Below are 21,079 nucleotides of genomic sequence, written 5' to 3'. Positions count from 1 at the left end.
GTGAGTTGAACATGCTACTGAAATATTTTTATGATGAAAAGTTAGCGCATGCCTCTTATGTAGTGGGGTGCCAAGCCACAGGAGAAGCGATAGTTATTGATCCTGCACGTGATGTCAAGCCCTACTTAGAGCTAGCCCAAAAAGAAGGTGTACGAATCGTAGGTGCTACGGAGACGCACATTCATGCTGATTTTATCTCGGGTGCACGCGAATTAGCTGCAAGAACAGGGGCTACCTTATATCTCTCCGATGAAGGTGGAGAAGGCTGGCGATATGAATTTCTAGAAGAATATCCTTCAGAAAAATTGAAAGACGGTAGTCAATTTAACATTGGAAATATTCGTTTTGAAGTTATGCATACGCCCGGTCATACTCCTGAACATATTTCATTTTTAGTAACCGACGGTGGATCAAAGGCGACTGCGCCTTTAGCCATTTTTACAGGGGATTTTGTTTTTGTGGGAGATGTAGGAAGACCGGATTTGTTGGAAAAAGCTGCCGGACAAAAAGGTACATCTGATGCATTGGCAAGAAAAATGTTTCAATCTCTTCAGAGATTCAAAACATTGCCCGATTTTATCCAAGTGCTACCTGCTCATGGTGCGGGCAGTGCATGCGGAAAAGCTCTTGGTGCGGTCCCTTCAAGTACGGTTGGCTATGAAAAAATGGTCAATTGGGCATTGCAATATGATAACGAGGAAGATTTTGTACAGGCGTTATTAACTGGCCAACCTGAGGCACCCAAGTATTTTGCCATGATGAAAAAACTAAATAAAGAAGGACCACCTTTATTGTCAGATATCAATGAGCCTAAGATAGAATCCACAGATGGACATAAGGTGAATGATTGGCTGGAAAAAGGTGTAGTTATTGATACCAGACCATCTAAATTGTTTGCTGAACGTCATTTTCCAGGTACTTTGAATATTCCATTTAATAAATCTTTCGTGAATTGGGCAGGATGGCTCATTTCCTATGATGTTCCTATTTACTTACTCGCCAGTGAAAAGCAACTTCCAGAAGTGTTAGAATCTCTTCAGTCGATTGGACTGGATCATGTCGTAGCCGCAATGGATCCTAAAGTCATCCATGAATCGGGATTGAACATGGAATCATACGAAAATGTTGATCCAAAATTAGCTAAATCTCGAGTTTTAAGTGGTGAAGTACAGGTATTAGATGTCCGAAACCTAAATGAATGGGATGAAGGACATATGTCGGAAGCTAAACACATTATGCTGGGACATTTAGATGAACGTCTCCATGAGCTTTCGTCAGATAAACCCATCCTTGTCCATTGCAAGAGCGGCGGAAGATCGGCAATAGCAGCTAGTATATTGCAAGCCAAGGGCATCAAGAATGTTCAAAATCTATTGGGCGGATATGATGAATGGGTTCGAACAAATTAAGGTGTAAAGATTGCGATCACTGAGGTGAATAGATAAGGCTGTCCCAACACGTGATCTGTATCCTCTGAGAGTTCAGAGGGAATGTCAGATTAACCAAGGGACAGTTCTTTTTTATGAATGGATATGGATTGTGCTTTTGTGGTATAATAACCTCACGATACTATACAGGGTATAAGTATAAAAATAGAAATCTTATTGAGGGAGAATTCGCTATGAGACATGTCGATGTATTAATAGTAGGTGGAGGAGTAGCTGGATTAAGCTGTGCACTCTTTACAAGTAAAGCGGGACTCTCAACGCTAGTCATAGATAACGAAGATTCACAAATCTCTGATGTTAAACAAATTTGGAATTTCCCAGGAATTGTTGAAGGAATATCCGGAGAGGAATGGCTGAGTGCAGCTCGTCATCAAGTTCAAAAATATGGTGGGCAGTTTCTGACTGGTCAGGTTACATCCCTAGATGTACATAGCCCAATAAAAAAAGTCTTCTTGGAGCCTAACAAAATTTCCACAAATTACGAGTGGGAAAATCCTATTACCACAACATATCTGGTCTTGTCTGTTAATTTGGGTTATCAATTACTGGAAGACGCAGGATTCTCACTGGCTGTGAATGAACACGTTCCCAGCCGTAAAATTCGATATGTAGAAGGTGTCCAGTACAATGGCCGTACTCATATTGCAAATGTGTATATTGCTGGACTCTTAGCTCATTTGCCCAGTCAAACGGTCATTGCTTCTGGACAAGGTGCTTTTGTAGGTATACAAATTGCAAGTCAACATTTAGGCAAAGCTTTTATGTGGCATGATTGATTAATAGGCCCCACGAATCCATGGTTGGACTTGTATGCGATAGAACTCTCTTAGGCGCTGGTGTTCTTCTTTTGAAAAAGAGGGTACCTTTAATGATTTTAAATTATCTTCCACTTGAGCTGTAGTGCGAAACCCAGGTATAGCGCATGTTACTGCGTCAAAATCAAGAATCCAGCGCAATGCAGCTCTTGTCATATTGCCTCGATTTTCAGCAATCCAACGCACTTGTTCCGCCAATTCCACACCTTTTACAAATCCTAACCCTGCAAAAGTTTCGCCCACATTAAATTTTTCCCCATGTTCATTAAAGTTACGGTGGTCATTTTCTGAAAAACGATGTTCTGGGGTGAACTTCCCGGTTAATAACCCACTGGCTAACGGCAGGCGCGCTAAAATGCCCACACCCTTTTGCTTGGCGAGAGGAAACAAGGATTCAATTGGTTTTTGACGAAAAAGATTAAATATGACCTGCAAAGCTTTGGCATTCGAATGTTCTATTGTATAAATTCCTTCTTCGACAGTCTCTACACTTACACCGTAATATCGTATTTTTCCTTCATCCATCAATTTCTCCAATACCTCAAAAACTGATCCATCTTTTAAAATAAACATGGGGGGACAGTGAATCTGGTAAATATCCACATAGTCCCTTTTTAACCTTCGCAAGCTTCCTTCTAAATAATGGCGAATGGATGTTTCCGAATAGGTAGCAGGATTTAAAATATCACCGGATCGACAAAATTTCGTAGCTATATGGATATTGTGCTCTTTTCCCTGCGTAGCTTTGGCAAGCAATTCTTCACTGTGTCCCATACCGTATACATCAGCTGTATCAAAGAAATTCACACCAGCATCCATGGCTGCTTGCAGCGCGCGCAACGCTTCAATATCGTCAGTATTTCCCCAATCTCCACCAATCGTCCATGTTCCAAAACTGATTTCGCTCAATTGAAGCGACGTATGACCTAACGCACGATAGTTCATTAGATAAACACCTCATTCTCTTTGTTATTGGAACAAGCGAAAGTCAACGAATCAACGAACGTATAAATTTTGATTTACAGTAAATGTTAAAGTTAATTTCTTGAAAGGAGAAGATTCAAATTCATATCCAACGTGCAGTTGAAATAGCCTCATCGCCTGATATGGTGCATGTCACTTGCCAAGGTGTTCCTATCTACATTCAACACGTAGACGAAAAAAATGAAATGTGTCGAGTTTATCCTCTCGATCAGCCGAACAATGAACGGGACGTTCATGTTTCAGCACTTGAAGAACATCGTGGTTAACGATTCTATCCAAAAGCTGTCACCCAGATGTTTTCTTCTTCTGGGAGACAGCTTTTTTGTGTTCTGAAGAAGGCATCCTCTTGTCCAAAGACCCTTTCACCCGCTACAATGCACAGAAACGAAAGTAGGTGAGAAACATGAAAATAGAGTGGATTGTCAAGGAAAACGAACAAGGAAGGCGCTTGCAATCTATTCTGGAAAAATCTTTAGGTGTTTCCCACCGATTGATGCGCACGCTCCGCGATGAGAATAGAGTGTGTGTAAACGGACGATTAATGAAATTTTATGAACAAGTCTACCAAGAAGACCATTTTGAAGTCATTTTACCGGAAGAATCTGCTAGTGTTCAACCTGAAGCTTTGCCCATCGATGTTTGTTACGAAGATCCGTACATTCTTGTGATAAATAAACCGGCAGGACAATTATCACATCCATCCGCTCGTGAGAGAAACAAATCTGCATTAGCAGCAGCCGGTCATTATCTTCTGTCTGAACACTTAGTGCCCCATTGTGTACACCGTTTGGATAGAGACACTTCCGGTTTGCTATTGCTTGCCAAGCACGCGCATATTCATCACTTATTTGATCTGTTAGTAAGAAATCATCAACTGAAAAGATCGTATATGGCTATTTGTTATTTTCCCAGCCATCTGTCGCTACACCAATGGTATACCATTCAATCGCGGATTGCCCAAAATCCAGAACGTCCTTCAAAGAGAATCGTTCAAGAAGAAATGGGCCAAGAAGCTATTACTCATTTTTTTATACTTGCAAAAACGCAACAAGCTGCTTTGGTACAGCTTGAACTGGAAACCGGTCGAACTCACCAGATTCGTCTACATATGGCGAGCGTCCGAATGCCTCTCATAGGCGACAGGGACTACGGTCAACTTTCCCTGAACGATGATGAGAGTTCTTTTTATACAAAGATGGCCAGTCGCCAAATGCTGCACGCCTATCAACTCGCTTTTTTTCATCCTATTCTAGAAAAATCAGTATGCGTCACTGCTGAACCTCGTTCAGAGATGATAGAACTATGGGAATGGCTTGGCGGATCGAGTAAAGAAATAGAGACAAAAAATTGCGTACAATTTGATACGAATGATAAAGTAAATTTATTGACAGGAGAGGAGTGAGCAACTCGAATTGATGAAACATGTGGATACACTCATTCGCTTATTAGAAGAACATGGCGGACCTGGTTTTGAAGAGGAAGTCGCCAAAATTGTGGAATCTGCAATGCGTACATATACTTCCAAAATTGAACGGGATACTCTGGGGAATTTGATTGCTACCGTAGAGGGTCAATCAAGTGGAAGACGCCCTCGGGTACTGCTCTCTGCACACATGGATGAAATCGCACTGATGGTAAGCCTCATTGACAAAGGTGGTTTCTTGCGTGTTGCGCAAACTGGAGGTTTTGATCCCAGGACGCTCGTTGGTCAAGAAGTGGTGGTGCACGGAAAAAACAAGCGTTGGCATGGAATTATTGGCAGCAAACCACCCCATTTGCAAGCGCCAGACGAACAAAAAAAAGCTGCTCCATTAGAAGATCTTTTTATCGATTTAGCTATGCCAGAAGAACGAGTGCGCTCGGAGATCCGTGTGGGCGATCGCGTTACGTTGCATCGCAGTGTTATGCCCCTGCTTCATCATCACTACAGCGGAAAATCACTGGATAATCGAACAAGCGTAGCAGTCATACTGGAATGTCTGGAGGCATTAAAAAAATACCACCATCAGGCAGATGTCATTGCTGTTGCTAGTGTTCAGGAAGAAGTAGGTGTTCGAGGAGCAACGACAGTGGGGTACGGCCAGGCTCCTGACGTAGCCATTGCCATTGATGTGACATTCGCTGACATGCCCGGACAGGCATCTGACTTCAGTTACAAAATTGGTAAAGGACCAGCCATAGCCAAAGGACCTAACATCCACCCTAAAGTATTCCAGGATTTAAGTGAAGCTGCGAAGGCAAACAACATTGACTATCAATTAGAATTATCACAAGGTCCCACAGGTACCGACGGACGGGCATTTCAAATTACGAGAGAAGGAATTGCCACAGGGCTGGTTGGGATAGCTATTCGCTATATGCATACCTCTGTTGAAACAGGCAGCTATCAAGATATTGTCGATTGCGGTAAGGTACTGGCCGAATATATAGCGCAATTAACTTGGGAAAGAGTGGAGGACTACTCATGCTACTAAAAAAATTGACTGAAGCTATGGGACCCTCCGGTTACGAGAATGAAATTCGTAATGTCATTCGCAGTGAAGTGACTCTGTCGCACAATCACATTTTCACGGATGTTCTAGGCAATCTTTTTGTACAGCAAAACCAAGATGCTCAAGGTCCACATATTATGATTGACGCACATATGGACGAAATTGGCTTAATGATTGTTCATGTGGAGGAAAACGGCTTACTTCGTTTCCGTCCAATCGGTGGTATTGACCCCCGTGTTCTCGTTTCAAAACCTGTTGTCATTGGAGATAGCAAACACTTTGGCGTGATTGGCAGTAAGCCGATTCATCTGCAAAAACCGGAAGAACGCCGGCAGCCACTCGGTTGGGATCAACTTTACATCGATATAGGTGCTTCTTCCAAAGAGGACGCTCTTTCTGTTGTGCAACCAGGAGATGTAGCCGTATTTGCGACAACTTATGGAGAAATGGGAGAACGAGCAGCGAAAGCAAAATCGTTTGACGATCGCGTTGGTTGCGCGTTGTTGGTGGAAACGATGCAAAAAGAATGGCAGTTGAGACTTTCTGGAGTGTTCGCTGTACAAGAAGAAGTAGGGCTGCGAGGGGCTACAGCCGCAGCGTATCGATTGAAGCCTGACATCGCTATTGCTCTGGAAGGCACTGTTTGTTTTGATGTCGTTGACGCCCCGGCACACAATCAAGCCACACAACTTGGCAAAGGACCTGCCCTTACTTTGCAAGATGGCCTCACCCTGCCAGATCGACGTTTTACGGAGTTCATGATTGCCACCGCAGAAAAATATAACATCCCATGGCAATATCGACGCGTTAAAGGCGGTTCAAACGATTATGGAGCCATTCAAAAAGCCCGAGAAGGTGTGATTGGTGGCGCTATATCTGTACCTGTCCGCTATATTCATGCGCCTGCACAAATTATTTCACTCGAAGACTACCAAGCAGCCTTACAACTCCTTACATCAATTCTGACTGAAATTCAGGAAGGAAGATGGCATTCATGAAAAATATCATCAAGCAATGGTCGGAGATGGTTATTCCTGCTGGAAGTGAAGCGGCGCATTTACCAAGCGTTCTTGCCACCTTTAAAGACATAGCAGATTCAACAGAGATTGACAGGCTCGGCAACGGGATTGTACGAAAAAATGGTGTTGGGCCGCATGTGGCGCTCGTAGCACACATAGATGAACCTGGAATTATGGTCAATCATATAGAAGAAAACGGCTTCCTTCGCTTTCTTACCATTGGCTCGCTGGAGGCCAAGCAGCTGATAGGGCAACACGTTCGATTTACCAATCAGACGCGCGGCATAATCGGTTGCGAAATGAAAGACGCTAATACCTCTTTAAGTGTTGACGATCTGTATATCGATCTCGGTGTGGATTCAGCAGAAGAAGCCTACCATCTTGCTCCCATAGGCATTTCTGCTGTACTGGATGTTCCCTTTGCTGAACTGGGTGAACATCGTTTGTCGGGACGCGCGTTGGACAATCGTGCAGGTTGTGTAGCTGCAGCAGATGCATTCCGTCAATTGGCTGACGAAGGTAGACAGGTTACTCTCGTTTTCAGTGCCCAATCAGTAGTGGGGGCACGCGGTGCCAAAACGGCTGCTTTCGCTCTTCAACCCGATCTCGTTTTGGTGATTGATAGTGCTCCAGCTGGAGATATGCCAAAAGCAAAACGTATGGATTTGCGTCTAGGTCATGGACCTGCGTTAAAAATCATGGACGGAACCGTCATAACCCCATTACGTGTCAAAAATGTTTTGCAAGATGCTGCTGAAACTCTTGGCATTAACATTCAGCATGAAGTGTGGCCTGGAGGACAGTCGGATGCAGGACAAATTCATTTGTCACAAGCAGGCTTAATGGTAGGTGGTCTATCGATTCCGACACGCTATACTGGCCAGTTGTCGCAAGTGATTGATGTTCGTGATGTCGAGTCACTCGTCAAATGGGCTGTTGCGGCAGCCAATCAGTGGAAGGCTTAGACAGGAGGGCAAATAGTGCTTCGTTACCTGACAGCAGGAGAATCTCATGGACCTGAATTGACAGTGATTGTTGAAGGCATGCCTAGCCGTGTGCCAATTCAAAAAGAAAAGATTGATGAACAGTTGCGTCGACGCCAACAGGGATATGGACGCGGTAGACGAATGCAGATTGAAACAGATACGGTTGAAGTAACGAGCGGTATTCGTTTTGGAGAAACATTAGGTTCGCCGATTACCATGCGAGTTGTCAATCGCGATTTTAAAAACTGGACAGAAAAAATGTCTGTATGGGGAAATCATCCAGAAAATTTAAAAGAAGTTACTCGCCCACGGCCTGGGCACGCTGACCTTGCCGGAGGTTTAAAGTACGATCACGAAGACTTGCGCAATATCCTGGAACGAGCCAGCGCTAGAAACACAACCACCGTCGTGGCCGCTGGAGCTTTGGTTAGACAATTGTTGGAACTCTTTAAGATAGAAATTACAGCTCATGTAGTGGAAATTGGCGGTGTAGTAGCCAAACCGGATACACTCGATTTTCAACAATTAATAGATGCTGCTGACCGTTCTCCTGTGCGAACAGCTGATCAAGTGGCTGAAGCCAAAATGATTGCTAAAATTGATGAAGCCAAAGAGCGTGGTGACACGGTTGGCGGGATTTTTGAGATTATTGTACGCGGTTGCCCACCTGGACTTGGCTCTCATGTGCATAACGACCGCAAATTAGATGCCCAATTAGCTGGTGCATTAATGGGTATCCAAGCCATAAAAGGTGTTGAAATTGGTCTTGGTTTTGAAGCAGCGCGGAGATTTGGTTCACAAGTACACGATGCCATTGTTTATCAGGCTCCACGTTATCTGCGTCCTTCGAATGGAGCAGGTGGCATAGAAGGCGGGATGACAACCGGTCAGGATATTGTCATCCGCGTGGCCATGAAGCCGATTTCGACGCTCTATAAACCCTTGGCCAGTGTTGATATGAAAACGAAAGAAGTGGAACTGGCAGCGGTGGAGAGATCAGATCACTGCGCAGTTCCTGCTGCATCGGTTGTTGGTGAAAATGTAGCGGCTTTTGTTATTGCGGATGCATTTTTACGCAAATTTAGCGGCGACTCTTTGCGTGAAATCCAAGCGCAAGTCGCGGCATACCAATCCATGGTGGAAAAACGATGATGAAACTCGAGGTGCGAAGTAAAAGTCGCCATTATCCTGTTTGGATTGGCGAACAGTTACTGGAACGCTGTGCTGAATATTGGCCTTCTGGGGAAAAGAAGCCCGGGAAAATTGTTGTTGTGACCGATCATCATGTGGTTTCGACACGAAAAACTCAAACTTTTCTCGAAACCTTGCAACAAATGGCTGAGACTCATTTGCTGACCGTGACAGCTGGAGAAGCTAGTAAGTCTCTGGAAACAGCTGAAACGATATATAGTAAACTGGCTCAATTACAAATTCGTCGGGAAGATATGCTGGTTGCTTGGGGGGGTGGTGTGGTAGGAGATCTGACTGGATTTGTAGCCGCTACTTATCTGCGAGGGCTGCGTTATATCCAAGCTCCGACCACATTGTTAGCCCATGACAGTAGTCTGGGAGGCAAAGTTGGCGTCAATTTAAAGTATGCTAAAAATTTAGTCGGATCTTTTTATTCCCCTGTTGCTATCTGGTACGATGTTGAAATGCTAGAATCCCTATCTCAGCGAGATTGGGCGAGTGGTATGGCAGAAGTGATCAAACACGCCATTATCGGATCGGAAAAACTGTTTACTGAGCTTTACCAATCTCCGTACCGCAGCTATCCGGGAGGTGCGGCCTCCATAACCATGCTCAGTCAAGCTATGCAAGTAAAAATTGACGTGGTTGAAGCGGATGAACAAGAGGCAGAATGGCGTATGGTTCTCAATGCGGGACATACGATTGGCCATGCCGTAGAAGCCAAAAGCGAATACCGCTGGTCTCATGGAGAGGCCATATCGATTGGGTTAGCTGTAGAATCCTATTTGGCAAAGCGATTAGGGTTGCTCAGTGAAGATGATAAACAAAAAATCATTGAATGCTTGGAGCTGCATGGCTTACCAACTCAGGACAAGGGAATGGCCTTTGATGAATTGATTCCTTATCTTCAACTGGATAAGAAAAACTCTCAGGACGGTTGGACTTTTGCTTTACCAGAACGGATTGGCCAAGTAAGAATTATAAAAAATATAGATAAAGACCTGGTCAGGTTGGCTTGGCAGGATAATGAGTCTCGCTGATTGAGCAGACCCTAGAATACCAAGCCGCGTGTCCCATGTGAGAGGAGAGAACAGAATATGAAAGTACGGGGTATTCGAGGGGCTATTTGCGCAAGTGAAAACTCACCCTTAGCAATTCACACGGCTACTCGCGAATTGGTAGACACCATTGTAGAACTTAATGAAATTGACGTAGATGATGTGGCGAGTATTCTTTTTACCATGACCGCCGATCTGACAGCCGCCTTCCCGGCAGAAGCGGTCCGTTCGCGTCCTGGTTGGCAGTGGGTTCCTCTCATGTGCGCGACAGAATTGCCGATTGAAAATAGCAAGAGCCGCTGTATTCGGGTTTTGATGCACGTCAACACGCATAAAACCCAAGAAGCATTGCAGCACGTGTATTTAGGTGAAGCTATTGTATTACGGCCCGATCTCGCTCAAAAAAACGTCTAAGGAGAAACCTGCCTGTTGACGCATAGGATAATTTTGCGTATGATCGCAAGAAAGGATTTTACGTTTTTTACGAATATACCAGTAAGCCGTCTTATAAGGACGGCAGCCTACAGTGAAGTATAGACGAGTCGAGTGTGGATTTGAGGAGAGTTGAGTGGAGCAGAGCGATGTTTCTTCGTCTTTTGGCGAATGAATCAGCGTAAAAGTGCGTTCATGGAGAAGATAGTTGCCGACATTAAGGCAGCTTAATAGGCCATTGACCGTGCATCCACAGGTTAGGTTGAATCTCCTCCTAGCTTGTGGGTGTTTTTGCTTTTGCGCCGAAACGCAAACCGTCTTCATGCTTCACCACTCTTGCTCCTAATGTATTCTCAAGAGGAGTTGAGTGGAGATGTCTCAATCGTTGGTTCAAGACATTCTGCAACGTTTAACAAAAGGGGAAACATTATCTTTTCCGCTTGCTGAAGCTTTTACACAAACGCTTATGCAAGGAGAAGTAACGGAAATTCAAACCGCTGCCGTCCTGACAGCTTTAGCTATGCGCGGCGAAACTTCTGATGAAATTGCAGCATTTGCTAGCGCCATGCGCTCGCACAGCCTGCGCATAACAGCCCCAGAAAACGCAATAGACACTTGCGGTACAGGCGGAGATGGACGGAATACGTTTAATATATCGACTGCAGCAGCTATCGTAGCTGCCGCCGCAGGTGTTCCCGTTGCTAAACATGGAAACCGGAGTGCTACCAGTCGCAGCGGCAGTGCCGACGTTTTAGAACAGTTAGGGGTCAGTGTGACACTAGAACCTCATCAGGCAGAGTACTGCTTAAACGAAGCAGGAATTTGTTTTCTTTATGCGCGTACGTACCATCCTGCCATGAAATACGCTGCAAAACCTCGCCAACAGCTTGGTTTTCGGACGATTTTCAACATTCTAGGTCCGCTGACCAATCCAGCTCATGTCAAGCGGCAGGTCATTGGAGTTTTTAAAGCCGATCTCGTTCCCATAGTCGCAGAAGCCCTGCTGAAACTTGGCAGTGAACATGCACTCGTAATGCATGGCAGTGATGGATTGGATGAGTTCACATTGTCTGGAGAAACTTTGGTAGCTGAACTGTGTGCCGGCAACATTCGTAACTATACGCTGACACCAGAAGAAGTAAGTTTGCCAAGAGCTGATGTATCCGAGTTAGTGGGCGGGGACGCTGCTGATAATGCCCGAATGATGTTGGATGTGTTTGCGCAACAAAGGCCAGGAGCCATATTGAATGCTGTTTTATACAATGCAGGCGCCGCTTTGTACGTTGCTGGACAATCAAATTCCATCCGAGAGGGTGTCGCTGTCGCTCAACAAATTTTGAAAAGCGGTGCAGCCTTAGCGAAACTTCAGCAACTCGTGCAATCTTCGCAAGATGCACAGACAATGGGTAAAGCAGAGGAGGGGATCATCTCGTGAGCAGTTTTCTGGAAGAAATTTTGCGTGTAAAGGAACAGGAAGTAACTGCATTGCCGGATCGACCCACTTTTGAGAGAAACATTACCCTAAAACCAAGCCTGCGAAAACGACTGCTTGAATCTGATCATTTGCAAATTGTTGCTGAATTTAAAAGAGCCAGTCCATCGAAAGGCATTATAGCTGACACACTGCTACCTGTAGAACGTGCCAAAAGATACGAAGACGCTGGAGCAGCAGCAGTTTCAGTTTTGACAGATCAAACCTTTTTTCGCGGATCGCTTCAAGATTTACGGGAAATTGCTGAGTCTGTCCAAATACCTGTACTGCGGAAAGACTTTATCATTTCAGAAAAACAGCTTCGGGAAGCTCATGCAGCTGGAGCGGATATTGTTCTTTTGATTGTTGCTGCTTTATCTTCCGAGCGTCTGGCAGAATTGCGCCATTTTGCGGCAGAATTAGGCCTGGAAACACTCATTGAAGTTCACAATGAACGCGAACTTGAAACCGCTTTGGCTGTTGAACCTGATATTCTAGGTATTAACAATCGAAACTTGCACACTTTTGAAGTCTCCTTGCAAACGACCGAACAATTGATGACGCAAATTCCTTCATCCATACCTGTACTGTCAGAAAGTGGTATGGCGACCCCGGATGACGCTCAAAGAGTAGCTATTGCCGGAGTGAGTGGTTTGTTAATTGGTGAGACGTTGATGCGTCAAGGGGACGCTCAACTGCCAGGCGTTTTACGAGGATTTCAAGTCAAACGATTTCCGCTTGTCAAAGGGTCTTATTGATGATTCGACCTAAAGTTAAGATATGTGGTTTGAAAGCAGGAGACAATTTGGATTTTGCGCAGCATCCGCTGGTTTCCCATATAGGTTTTGTTCAAGTCCAAGCCAGCCGACGCTATATTGATCCGGATGACGCAAAAGTTATGGTGCAAGCGTTAGAACATCAAGTTCAAGCTGTAGGTGTTTTTGCCAATCAATCGGTTGATGAAGTCATAGAACGCTGCCATAGAGCAGGTTTTACAGTAGCCCAGTTACACGGTCAGGAATCTTTGCAAGATTCTGAGGAAATTCGTAGACATGGACTGCAGGTCTGGAAGGCCATATCGGTGTCCACCAGTGATTCATCAGGACAAGTGCAGGCTGCTATAGAGCATTACCGTTCAGCGACAGATGCCTTGCTTCTTGACGCGGCAGCTCCCAATTCAAGTGAGGGCGTTACGGGTGGCTGGGGAAAATCTTTTGACTGGCATCTGCTCCCTCAGATATTGCGTTTTTTTCCTGGCGATCCGATTTGGATAGCAGGGGGTTTACGGCCTGACAACGTATCACATTTACTCTCCGTGACCATTCCTTATGGACTGGATGTGTCTTCAGGAGTCGAGATCGGCGGTAGAAAATCTTCAGAAAAAATTGCTGTTTTTTTAGAAAGGGTGAACTCGTTTGTCCATACCAACAAACTTTCCTGACGCCGCTGGTCGATTTGGTCCGTTTGGCGGACGATATGTTCCAGAAACACTCATGGCTGCCTTACACCAGTTAGAAGCCGACTTTCATCGTTTGATGGCAAGCAACGATTTCCGCAAAGAATTGGACTATCATCTACGCACCTATGCAGGGCGTCCATCCGGACTTTATTATGCTGAAAATCTGAGTAAAAGTCTGGGTGGCGCGAAAATTTATTTAAAACGTGAAGATCTGAACCATACAGGAGCACATAAAATCAACAACACAATAGGCCAGGCACTGCTCGCTTTACACACAGGAAAAAAAAGGATTATTGCTGAAACAGGAGCTGGACAGCATGGGGTAGCATCTGCCACAGTAGCGGCTAAATTCGGCTTATCCTGCACGGTTTTCATGGGCGAGGAAGATATGCAGCGCCAGGCACTCAACGTATTTCGCATGCGCATGCTGGGAGCAGAAGTCGTGGCAGCCACTTCAGGTACGCGCACACTCAAAGATGCGACCAACGAAGCCATCCGTCACTGGGTCGAACATGTGGAGGACACGTATTACATTATTGGTTCGGTTGTAGGCCCTCACCCTTATCCACAAATTGTGCGCGATTTCCAAAGGGTGATTGGCGACGAGACAAAGCAACAAATTCTCGAATTGGAAGGTCGTTTGCCCAATCGGATTTACGCGTGTGTAGGTGGTGGCAGCAACGCTATGGGTATCTTCTATCCGTTTATAGAAGATTCATCTGTAGAATTGATTGGCTGCGAAGCGGCAGGTGAAGGGATTGACACAGAAAAGCATGCTGCTTCTATCGCTCGCGGCAAACCGGGTGTCATACATGGGGCCATGACTTATTTAATGCAGGACGAATACGGACAAGTGACACCGGCGCACAGTATTTCCGCTGGACTGGATTATCCAGGTATTGGTCCGGAACACGCTTGGCTGCATCAGAGCGGGAGAGCTCGCTATGTACCAGTGACTGACCAACAGGCGCTTGAAGCTTTTTACATGCTCTCCCGTACAGAAGGCATTATTCCAGCGTTAGAGAGTGCCCATGCTGTGGCCCAAGTTGTAAAGGATGCTCCTACACTAAGTAAGGACGAGATTATTGTGGTCTGTCTATCTGGACGTGGAGACAAAGATGTGGAACAAGTTGCCGCCAGAGGAGGAATTTCGTTTGGAACGCATTCAGAAGGCGTTTGAAAAACGCAAGGGAAAAGCGGCTATCCTGCCCTTTTTGACAGCAGGTGATCCAAATTTTGACGATTCGCTCGCTTGTTTCCGCGCTCTTTTGCAAGCAGGGGCCGATCTCGTTGAAATTGGTATACCGTATTCTGACCCATTGGCAGATGGGAAAGTGATTCAAGACGCAGCATTGCGCAGTCTACAATCTGGGTTTTCATTGCCAAGAATCTTTGAAATGACACAGTTGTTACGTCGCGAATCGGAAGCAGGACTTATCTTATTCTCTTACGTTAATCCTGTCTTTCAATATGGATTTGAACGCTTCTTTCAGGATGCTAGGAAAGCAGGCGCAGATGGCATTATCATACCTGATTTGCCTTTTGAAGAGAGTGTGGACGTCCGTCAAGCTGCCGATGCAGCTGATATAGCCCTGATTCCCTTGGTTACGCCTACGTCAGGTCGAGACAGAATCGCGTCCATCAGCAGTGAGGCCCGCGGGTTTGTCTATTGTGTTTCATCGCTTGGTGTAACAGGTGAACGGGTACAAATGTCCGAACGTGTGGAAGAGTTAGTGCGTACGGTACGACAATCCACCCCATTGCCTGTGGCTGTTGGATTTGGTGTATCCACTCCTGAGCAGGCTCAAAATATTGCAGCTTATGCTGATGGAGTGATTGTGGGTAGCGCTTTTGTGCGACGCATTGGACAATCGCTGGATCAAGGTCAAGATGCGATGTTGTCAACAATCACAGAATTTTTCAAAGAATTACAGACGGCTGTTCAATAGCAGCGCAGAAAAAAGGAGTGGAGAGAAGCATGATTATCGTTTTGAAAACAGGAGCAACAGAACAAGATGTGGAGCGGGTCAGTGAGTTATTGCGCAGTAAAGGACTTGGTGTTCACGTCTCACAAGGAATTGAAAAAACAATTATTGGTGTAATCGGTGCCAAGGAACGTGTGGGTGAATTAGCAGTTGAATCGCTGGAATGCGTAGAAAAGGTGGTTTCTGTGAGTAATCCATTTAAATTAGCTTCGCGGGATTTTCATCCTCTTGACACTGTCATTTCTGTAGGCAACTTGAAAATTGGTGGTCCAGAACCGGTGTATATGGCGGGCCCCTGTTCTGTCGAGTCACGGACAGGGATGATTGAAATTGCTCAGCGTGTAAAAGAAGCAGGCGCTCACATTTTGCGCGGTGGGGCATTTAAACCGCGATCGTCCCCGTATTCTTTTCAAGGGCTTGGCGAAGAGGGACTTAAATATATGGCTGAAGCTCGTGAAATAACAGGACTGCCGATAATCAGCGAAGTGATGGAACCAGAAACCGTCAATCTGATGGTTGACTATGTAGACATTCTTCAAATTGGTGCACGCAATATGCAAAACTACGCGTTGCTGCGCGCTGTTGGACGTACACAAACACCTGTATTGCTAAAGCGTGGTTTTAGCAACACGATTGAAGAATGGCTGATGTCTGCAGAGTATATTTTGTCTGAAGGCAACCCTAATGTTATTCTTTGTGAACGAGGTATTCGCACATTTGAAACATATACGCGCAACACACTCGACTTAAACGCTGTACCTGTAGTGAAACACTTATCGCATCTACCCGTCATTGTCGATCCTTCACATGGAGTTGGAAAATGGCGCTATGTGACTGCCATGAGCCGGGCGGCTATGGCTGCTGGTGCGCACGGCTTAATTGTGGAAGTACATCCCAACCCGCAAGAAGCTCTCTCCGATGGACCACAATCTTTGACTTTGGAGAACTTTGAGAATCTTATAGAGGAAGTCAATCGCATTGTTCGCGTGCTAAATCCAGAAGTAACGTCGGCAAACACAAACCAATGAACGTGCGTGTACTTGTGGTAGGATGCGGCTTAATCGGGGTTTCACTAGCGCTTGCTTGGAAAGAAAAGCATCCTGACTGGATTTTTTATGGTTTGGAAAATCACCCTTCACATCGTCAGGAGGCAATGCAGTTAGACGTTTTTACTCATGTGTTTGCCTCCTGGGATGATATGGAGAAAACCGCCTCTGATAGGTCATACACGATTGGATTGCTCGCGGTGCCAGTTGAAGCGGCTATTTCACTTCTCCCTAAAATTTCTGCATACTGTGAATGGTGTATAGACGTTTGTTCTGTGAAAGGTTGCATATGTGAAGTTGCAGAGCAACTTGGATTGCGTCAAAGGTTTCTGCCCACACATCCGATGGCTGGAAAAAGTGTGGGCGGTCCGCAATCGGCCAATGCTGAATTGTTTCTTAATTGTTCTTGGATTGTCATAAAGAATTGGCCAGCATTAGATTATTTTCGAGATTTTCTTCAAGGCACAGGTGCTCATCTTGTGATACTCGACAATGCTGAATTGCATGATGAATGGATGGCTGTGGTCTCGCATACCGTTCATCTCACTTCACTGAGCGTCATGCTTGCCTATGAAGATTATTGGGTAAACAGCGGAGTCGATCCCAAACTGCTTGCTGCATGCACTGGGCCAGCATTTCGAGACATCACTCGACTTGCTTCTTCTCCTAGCCAATTTTGGTTAGAAACTATCCACCAAAACCGTGAACCCATACTTTTGCATTTACAACGTATTGAAGATACATTAAAACGTTTTAAATTTTTACTAGAAAATCAAGATTTTCAAGGTATAGAAAGCGAATTAAAGAGATCTCAAATAGCTAGAAACGAATGGGAGGAGTGGAAAAGTCATGACAATTTCTTTAACCCATCCGAATCGTAGAACTTTTAAAAAAACAGCCAACTTAAGTGGAACTGTGCGCGTTCCTGGAGACAAGTCCATGACCCATCGAGCCATCTTGTTTGCTTTACTGGCTGAGGGAACAACACGCATTGAAGGATGGTTGAATGCGGCTGATTGCCGTTCTTCTCTGGAAGTGGCCAAACAACTGGGCGCCTCTGTTTCTTTTGAGCAAGAGTCCTTACTCATTAAAGGTACAGGAGGGTCTTTGAAAGAACCTGAAAATGTATTGGATTGCGGTAATTCTGGGACAACCATTCGTCTTTTCAGCGGAGCTATTGCTAGTCAAGTTTCTTTTGCCTGCTTGACAGGAGATGACTCTCTGCGCCGTCGCCCCATGGGAAGAGTGCTGAAACCACTCGCAGAAATGGGAGCCATCGCTTACGCGCGCTCAGGCAGTTACGCACCTTTTGCTCTGATTGGCCAATCTCCACTCTCAGCCATTCGCTATACATTGCCCGTTCCCAGCGCACAAGTCAAATCGGCAGTGATGTTGGCTGGGTTACATGCACCAAAAGCTGGTGGAGTGACCACCATTATTGAATCTCAACCCAGCCGTGACCACACAGAACGGATGTTGCTTGGATTTGGAGTCCAGGTAGATATGGAAAAAGAGGGAGAAAAACGCTACATATCCATTCGAGCAGAACAACCCCTGCGTGCAACCTCAGTAGAAATACCTGGTGATGCATCTTCTGCTGCATTTCTGCTCGTGGCTGCCGCTATTGTTCCTGATAGCGATGTAACGATTGAGCATGTAGGGTTGAATCCTACACGTATTGGATTTTTAAAGGTATTACAAAGGATGGGCGCCCATGTGGAAATTTTGAATCAACGGGAGAGTGCGGGCGAACCTCTTGGAAACGTACGTGTACGTTATCAACCACTCAGTGGAACGGATATTCTTCCTGAGGAAATCCCGTCATTAATTGATGAAATCCCCATTTTGGCCATAGCCGCAGCAGTGGCAGAGGGAAAAACCACTATTCGCGGTGCAGGAGAATTGAGAGTTAAAGAAACAGACCGGATTTTAGCTATGGCTAAAGGACTTCAGACGCTCGGTGTACATGTCGAAGAAGCGGACGATGGGCTAACTATTATAGGAGGAAAATTAAACGGCGGAGTGGTGGATAGTTTTCATGACCATCGAATTGCGATGAGTTTTGCAGTGGCTGGTTTGGCCGCTGAGCAAGAAGTGACTATTGAAAATTGGTCAGCCGTTGATATTTCTTTTCCAACATTTTCAGATTTAATTTTGGAACTTCAAAGGGAAAGAAAATTCGAATAAAAAATGAAAATTTGCATTGACAGCGCTTCCATTCCGTTATATTCTTGTAGTCGAAGGGTGATTGTTCTGATTTCTCTCCACTCCTAGCTTTAATACTAGAGCCTGCGATTGCAGGCTCATTTTTTTGAAAACGCATTCATAAATACATTTTACCTCCCACATATAGACCTCACTCTACAGAATCCATGATTTTTCCCATACTGTCCATAAGCTGAATGTTATGCAAATAGGTATAAGCCTCTCGGCATCGTCCATAATGGATACTATATTCTGGCAAACCATGTATCCCTATACAAGTACCCAACAAAAACATGACCGAGAATCATACAAGCCCCAAAGGAGGAGTCGATGTGCGATTGGCAGACTGCCTGGTCCAAGCGGACATCCATACACTGCAGGCTATTGCTCGCCATTATCAATTCTCTTGCGCACTCTATTCCAAAAACGAGATGATCCAAGAAATTTTGCACCATTTTCGCATAAACCCACAATTTCAACTCGAGCAAACTGCTCAAGAATATTTGCAAAATCCAATTTACGCAAGATTAGCACTTCACAAAACAGGTTTTTTTGCTAAAGAAGAAATCCAAGCTATGTTCCAATCTAATCCAACAGATTCGCTGGATCTGCAAGAAGCAATTTCCAGAGGTTGGTTGATTCCTATCAGAAAGTATAACGGTGACACCATCTATGTCTTGCCAGATGAGCTTCGTGAGCATTTACTCTATAGCGTGATCGACCAAATGCGTGAGAAATTGGTTTTTCATGAAGACGATGAAAATATCTCTTTGGACAAAACATCAGTTCTGAGTGATTTGCATACATTTTTGCAATACACAGAGAGACACCAGGTACAACTCACTGTCAACGGTTCAATTTACAAACGGCAGTTAACACAAATACTCGAATTGATGTCAACTCCTGAAGAAATACCGGTCGAGAGCTGGCGCTTTGGTTATGGAAGAAGATTTCATGACTATCCAGATCGTTTTGCTTTACTTTATGATTTCAGCTACTTTACTGGACTGTTAGAAGAGCAAGAAGTTGGGCAACTCATTATAAATTCCAGCCATCCTTGGTTACAAAAGGGTAACTACGAACAGTTACAGTCGCTATTTGAATTTTATATTCGATCTTATCGTCGACCTTTGCCGCGCCTACCTCTGATTTTATCTTTACTTATACATTTGTCCGAAAGCTGGGTTCGGGAAGACACTGTATATGAGGTTATTCAACACTTTTTATCTGACTTTTATTTTGATTCCAAAGAACAGGTGTGGAAACAAAGAATTTTACAAATGCTTCATTATCTTGGAATTGTGCATCTTCATCAAGAAACTTTTTCAGATTCTATACACAACTGGTTTCAAATGAGCAAACTCGGTCTACAATTATTGCTAGGAGATATTAAGTTAAGTGAAGAGAAAATTCGTCCAAACGCGACACTCCATGTACACCCGAACTTTGAAATTGTGATAAGCTCTCCGACTCATCCCTTTTTTGTAGAATTGGGACGCTTTGCAGAAATGATGGAGAGTACGGAGAGTTATCTCCGTTTCAGAATTACCGAGCAACGTGTTCAGGATGGACTTGCGGCAGGTTACTCGCTCTCTGATTGGCTCGAACGCTTGTCTAAGCAAACGGCACTAGCCATTCCAGGCAATGTCGAGCGGACTTTGCAAAAGTGGAGTAACAGGGGTATACAAAAGGAGGTGAAAAGCCTCATCGAGGATTAAAGAAAGAAACCTTTTTGAACGTACACAATTTTGCGAAAAATAGGCGAGTTCTGTGAGGTTTAGCAGGAAAACCAGAAGAACCTCTCGAATAAAATATACAAAGAATTCTTACTACTGCAGAGTCGCATCTCACCAGACCGCTTTCGGATACGCCGCTTTACAAGGAGGAGTCGGCTATGGCCACAACCGTTACAATCGCCGAGAAGAAACATTTTCTCCGTTGGTTTCTCGCGAATTACCAGCTGCAAAGCCGTGAAGCCGAGATGCTGGTCCGGTATATGATGACACGCGAGAACGTATTGCGCCGAGTTCATTTTGTGGATAATTTTCGGCATCTGCCAAGAGTCATGGTCATTTCAACCACATGTGTGCAGGTTGCGCCGTTCCGCTATTATCGCCGCAATAAGCCCGTCAGTACAGATGTTGAACAAGCATTTTTAGACTTGTATCAACATCCAGACGAGGATGTGTATGTAGGATTCTTTTTTAAAGAACGCGCAACCAGTGCTGAATACGCCGCTGTTTTAGAAGAAACAGCGTCTCATGAACTTGAACCTGCAGTAAAAGAATTAATTTCTCTGCAGGCTGAATGGATTATTGATGTATCCCTTCGCAATTACCAGCGGGAACTGCTCATGCAAGCAGTTGACAGAGCACTTGATGGCGGAGACAAACAGGCTTTTATTGAAGCAAGCCGAGCATTGATTGAATTTGATCATATGCAGCCACTCGCTTCAACCAATTGATAAATCTGACGTAATCATCTTCAT

Annotated in this window: 21 protein-coding genes; 20 read left to right on the top strand and 1 reads right to left on the bottom strand. The window is 44.9% G+C overall.

What is annotated here, in order from left to right; translation table 11 throughout:
• Nucleotides 1–11: 11 nt before the first annotated feature.
• Nucleotides 12–1,409: an MBL fold metallo-hydrolase gene (locus ACOJUR_RS09610; protein ID WP_203115469.1), complete on the top strand. Its 1,398-nt coding sequence runs from the start codon at nt 12–14 to the stop codon at nt 1,407–1,409.
• Between the two features lie 212 nt (nt 1,410–1,621).
• Nucleotides 1,622–2,224, top strand: a complete 603-nt coding sequence (locus ACOJUR_RS09605) for an NAD(P)/FAD-dependent oxidoreductase (protein ID WP_420949886.1) — start codon at nt 1,622–1,624, stop codon at nt 2,222–2,224.
• On the opposite strand, the gene ACOJUR_RS09600 is transcribed toward ACOJUR_RS09605, so the two are convergent.
• Entirely contained in the window at nt 2,225–3,208 is a 984-nt protein-coding gene (locus tag ACOJUR_RS09600; RefSeq protein ID WP_420949885.1) for an aldo/keto reductase, read from the bottom strand.
• A 113-nt stretch (nt 3,209–3,321) separates the two neighbouring features.
• Between ACOJUR_RS09600 and ACOJUR_RS09595 the strand changes: the two genes are divergently transcribed.
• From ACOJUR_RS09595 to ACOJUR_RS09510, 18 genes are all read left to right on the top strand, one after another.
• A complete protein-coding gene (locus ACOJUR_RS09595; protein WP_420950533.1) occupies nt 3,322–3,513 on the top strand; it encodes an H-type small acid-soluble spore protein in 192 nt (63 codons plus the stop codon).
• Nucleotides 3,514–3,650: 137 nt separating this feature from the next.
• A complete protein-coding gene (locus ACOJUR_RS09590; RefSeq protein ID WP_420949884.1) occupies nt 3,651–4,649 on the top strand; it encodes an RluA family pseudouridine synthase in 999 nt (332 codons plus the stop codon).
• 13 nt (nt 4,650–4,662) lie between these two features.
• Nucleotides 4,663–5,721 (top strand): M20/M25/M40 family metallo-hydrolase, encoded by a 1,059-nt coding sequence (locus ACOJUR_RS09585; protein WP_072873250.1) that lies wholly within the window; start codon nt 4,663–4,665, stop codon nt 5,719–5,721.
• Nucleotides 5,712–6,737, top strand: a complete 1,026-nt coding sequence (locus ACOJUR_RS09580; RefSeq protein ID WP_420949883.1) for a M42 family metallopeptidase — start codon at nt 5,712–5,714, stop codon at nt 6,735–6,737. Before ACOJUR_RS09585 ends, ACOJUR_RS09580 begins: the two co-directional genes overlap by 10 nt.
• Entirely contained in the window at nt 6,734–7,723 is a 990-nt protein-coding gene (locus tag ACOJUR_RS09575; protein WP_072873219.1) for a zinc-binding metallopeptidase family protein, read from the top strand. The genes ACOJUR_RS09580 and ACOJUR_RS09575 overlap by 4 nt, the downstream gene beginning before the upstream one ends.
• Before the next feature lie 15 nt (nt 7,724–7,738).
• Nucleotides 7,739–8,896: a chorismate synthase gene (gene aroC / locus ACOJUR_RS09570; protein ID WP_420949882.1), complete on the top strand. Its 1,158-nt coding sequence runs from the start codon at nt 7,739–7,741 to the stop codon at nt 8,894–8,896.
• Nucleotides 8,893–9,975, top strand: a complete 1,083-nt coding sequence (gene aroB / locus ACOJUR_RS09565) for a 3-dehydroquinate synthase (RefSeq protein ID WP_420949881.1) — start codon at nt 8,893–8,895, stop codon at nt 9,973–9,975. The genes aroC and aroB overlap by 4 nt, the downstream gene beginning before the upstream one ends.
• 57 nt (nt 9,976–10,032) lie before the next feature.
• A complete protein-coding gene (aroH, locus tag ACOJUR_RS09560) occupies nt 10,033–10,407 on the top strand; it encodes a chorismate mutase (protein ID WP_072873216.1) in 375 nt (124 codons plus the stop codon).
• Nucleotides 10,408–10,798: 391 nt separating this feature from the next.
• Nucleotides 10,799–11,860, top strand: coding sequence for an anthranilate phosphoribosyltransferase (gene trpD, locus ACOJUR_RS09555; protein ID WP_420949880.1), 1,062 nt, complete (start codon nt 10,799–10,801; stop codon nt 11,858–11,860).
• Nucleotides 11,857–12,654, top strand: coding sequence for an indole-3-glycerol phosphate synthase TrpC (gene trpC / locus ACOJUR_RS09550; protein WP_420949879.1), 798 nt, complete (start codon nt 11,857–11,859; stop codon nt 12,652–12,654). The genes trpD and trpC overlap by 4 nt, the downstream gene beginning before the upstream one ends.
• Nucleotides 12,654–13,337 carry a phosphoribosylanthranilate isomerase gene (locus ACOJUR_RS09545; protein ID WP_420949878.1) on the top strand — a complete coding sequence of 228 codons (684 nt, stop codon included), beginning with the start codon at nt 12,654–12,656 and terminating at the stop codon, nt 13,335–13,337. The genes trpC and ACOJUR_RS09545 overlap by 1 nt, the downstream gene beginning before the upstream one ends.
• Nucleotides 13,318–14,535 carry a tryptophan synthase subunit beta gene (gene trpB, locus ACOJUR_RS09540; protein WP_420950532.1) on the top strand — a complete coding sequence of 406 codons (1,218 nt, stop codon included), beginning with the start codon at nt 13,318–13,320 and terminating at the stop codon, nt 14,533–14,535. The genes ACOJUR_RS09545 and trpB overlap by 20 nt, the downstream gene beginning before the upstream one ends.
• Nucleotides 14,510–15,304 carry a tryptophan synthase subunit alpha gene (gene trpA, locus ACOJUR_RS09535; protein WP_420949877.1) on the top strand — a complete coding sequence of 265 codons (795 nt, stop codon included), beginning with the start codon at nt 14,510–14,512 and terminating at the stop codon, nt 15,302–15,304. The genes trpB and trpA overlap by 26 nt, the downstream gene beginning before the upstream one ends.
• A 29-nt stretch (nt 15,305–15,333) precedes the next feature.
• Nucleotides 15,334–16,368 carry a 3-deoxy-7-phosphoheptulonate synthase gene (gene aroF / locus ACOJUR_RS09530; RefSeq protein ID WP_072873211.1) on the top strand — a complete coding sequence of 345 codons (1,035 nt, stop codon included), beginning with the start codon at nt 15,334–15,336 and terminating at the stop codon, nt 16,366–16,368.
• Entirely contained in the window at nt 16,365–17,267 is a 903-nt protein-coding gene (locus ACOJUR_RS09525; protein WP_203115478.1) for a prephenate dehydrogenase, read from the top strand. Before aroF ends, ACOJUR_RS09525 begins: the two co-directional genes overlap by 4 nt.
• The gene (gene aroA / locus ACOJUR_RS09520) at nt 17,236–18,573 is read left to right on the top strand and encodes a 3-phosphoshikimate 1-carboxyvinyltransferase (protein ID WP_203115479.1); all 1,338 of its coding nucleotides are present in this window, start codon (nt 17,236–17,238) and stop codon (nt 18,571–18,573) included. Before ACOJUR_RS09525 ends, aroA begins: the two co-directional genes overlap by 32 nt.
• 311 nt (nt 18,574–18,884) lie before the next feature.
• A complete protein-coding gene (locus ACOJUR_RS09515; RefSeq protein WP_420949876.1) occupies nt 18,885–20,309 on the top strand; it encodes a hypothetical protein in 1,425 nt (474 codons plus the stop codon).
• A 176-nt stretch (nt 20,310–20,485) separates the two neighbouring features.
• A complete protein-coding gene (locus tag ACOJUR_RS09510) occupies nt 20,486–21,055 on the top strand; it encodes a YpiB family protein (protein ID WP_072873207.1) in 570 nt (189 codons plus the stop codon).
• Nucleotides 21,056–21,079: the final 24 nt, after the last annotated feature.

Origin of the sequence: Alicyclobacillus tolerans (assembly GCF_048984885.1) — a bacterium.
GTDB lineage: Bacteria > Bacillota > Bacilli > Alicyclobacillales > Alicyclobacillaceae > Alicyclobacillus_I > Alicyclobacillus_I tolerans.
This window is presented reverse-complemented; position numbering and strand designations above follow the sequence as displayed.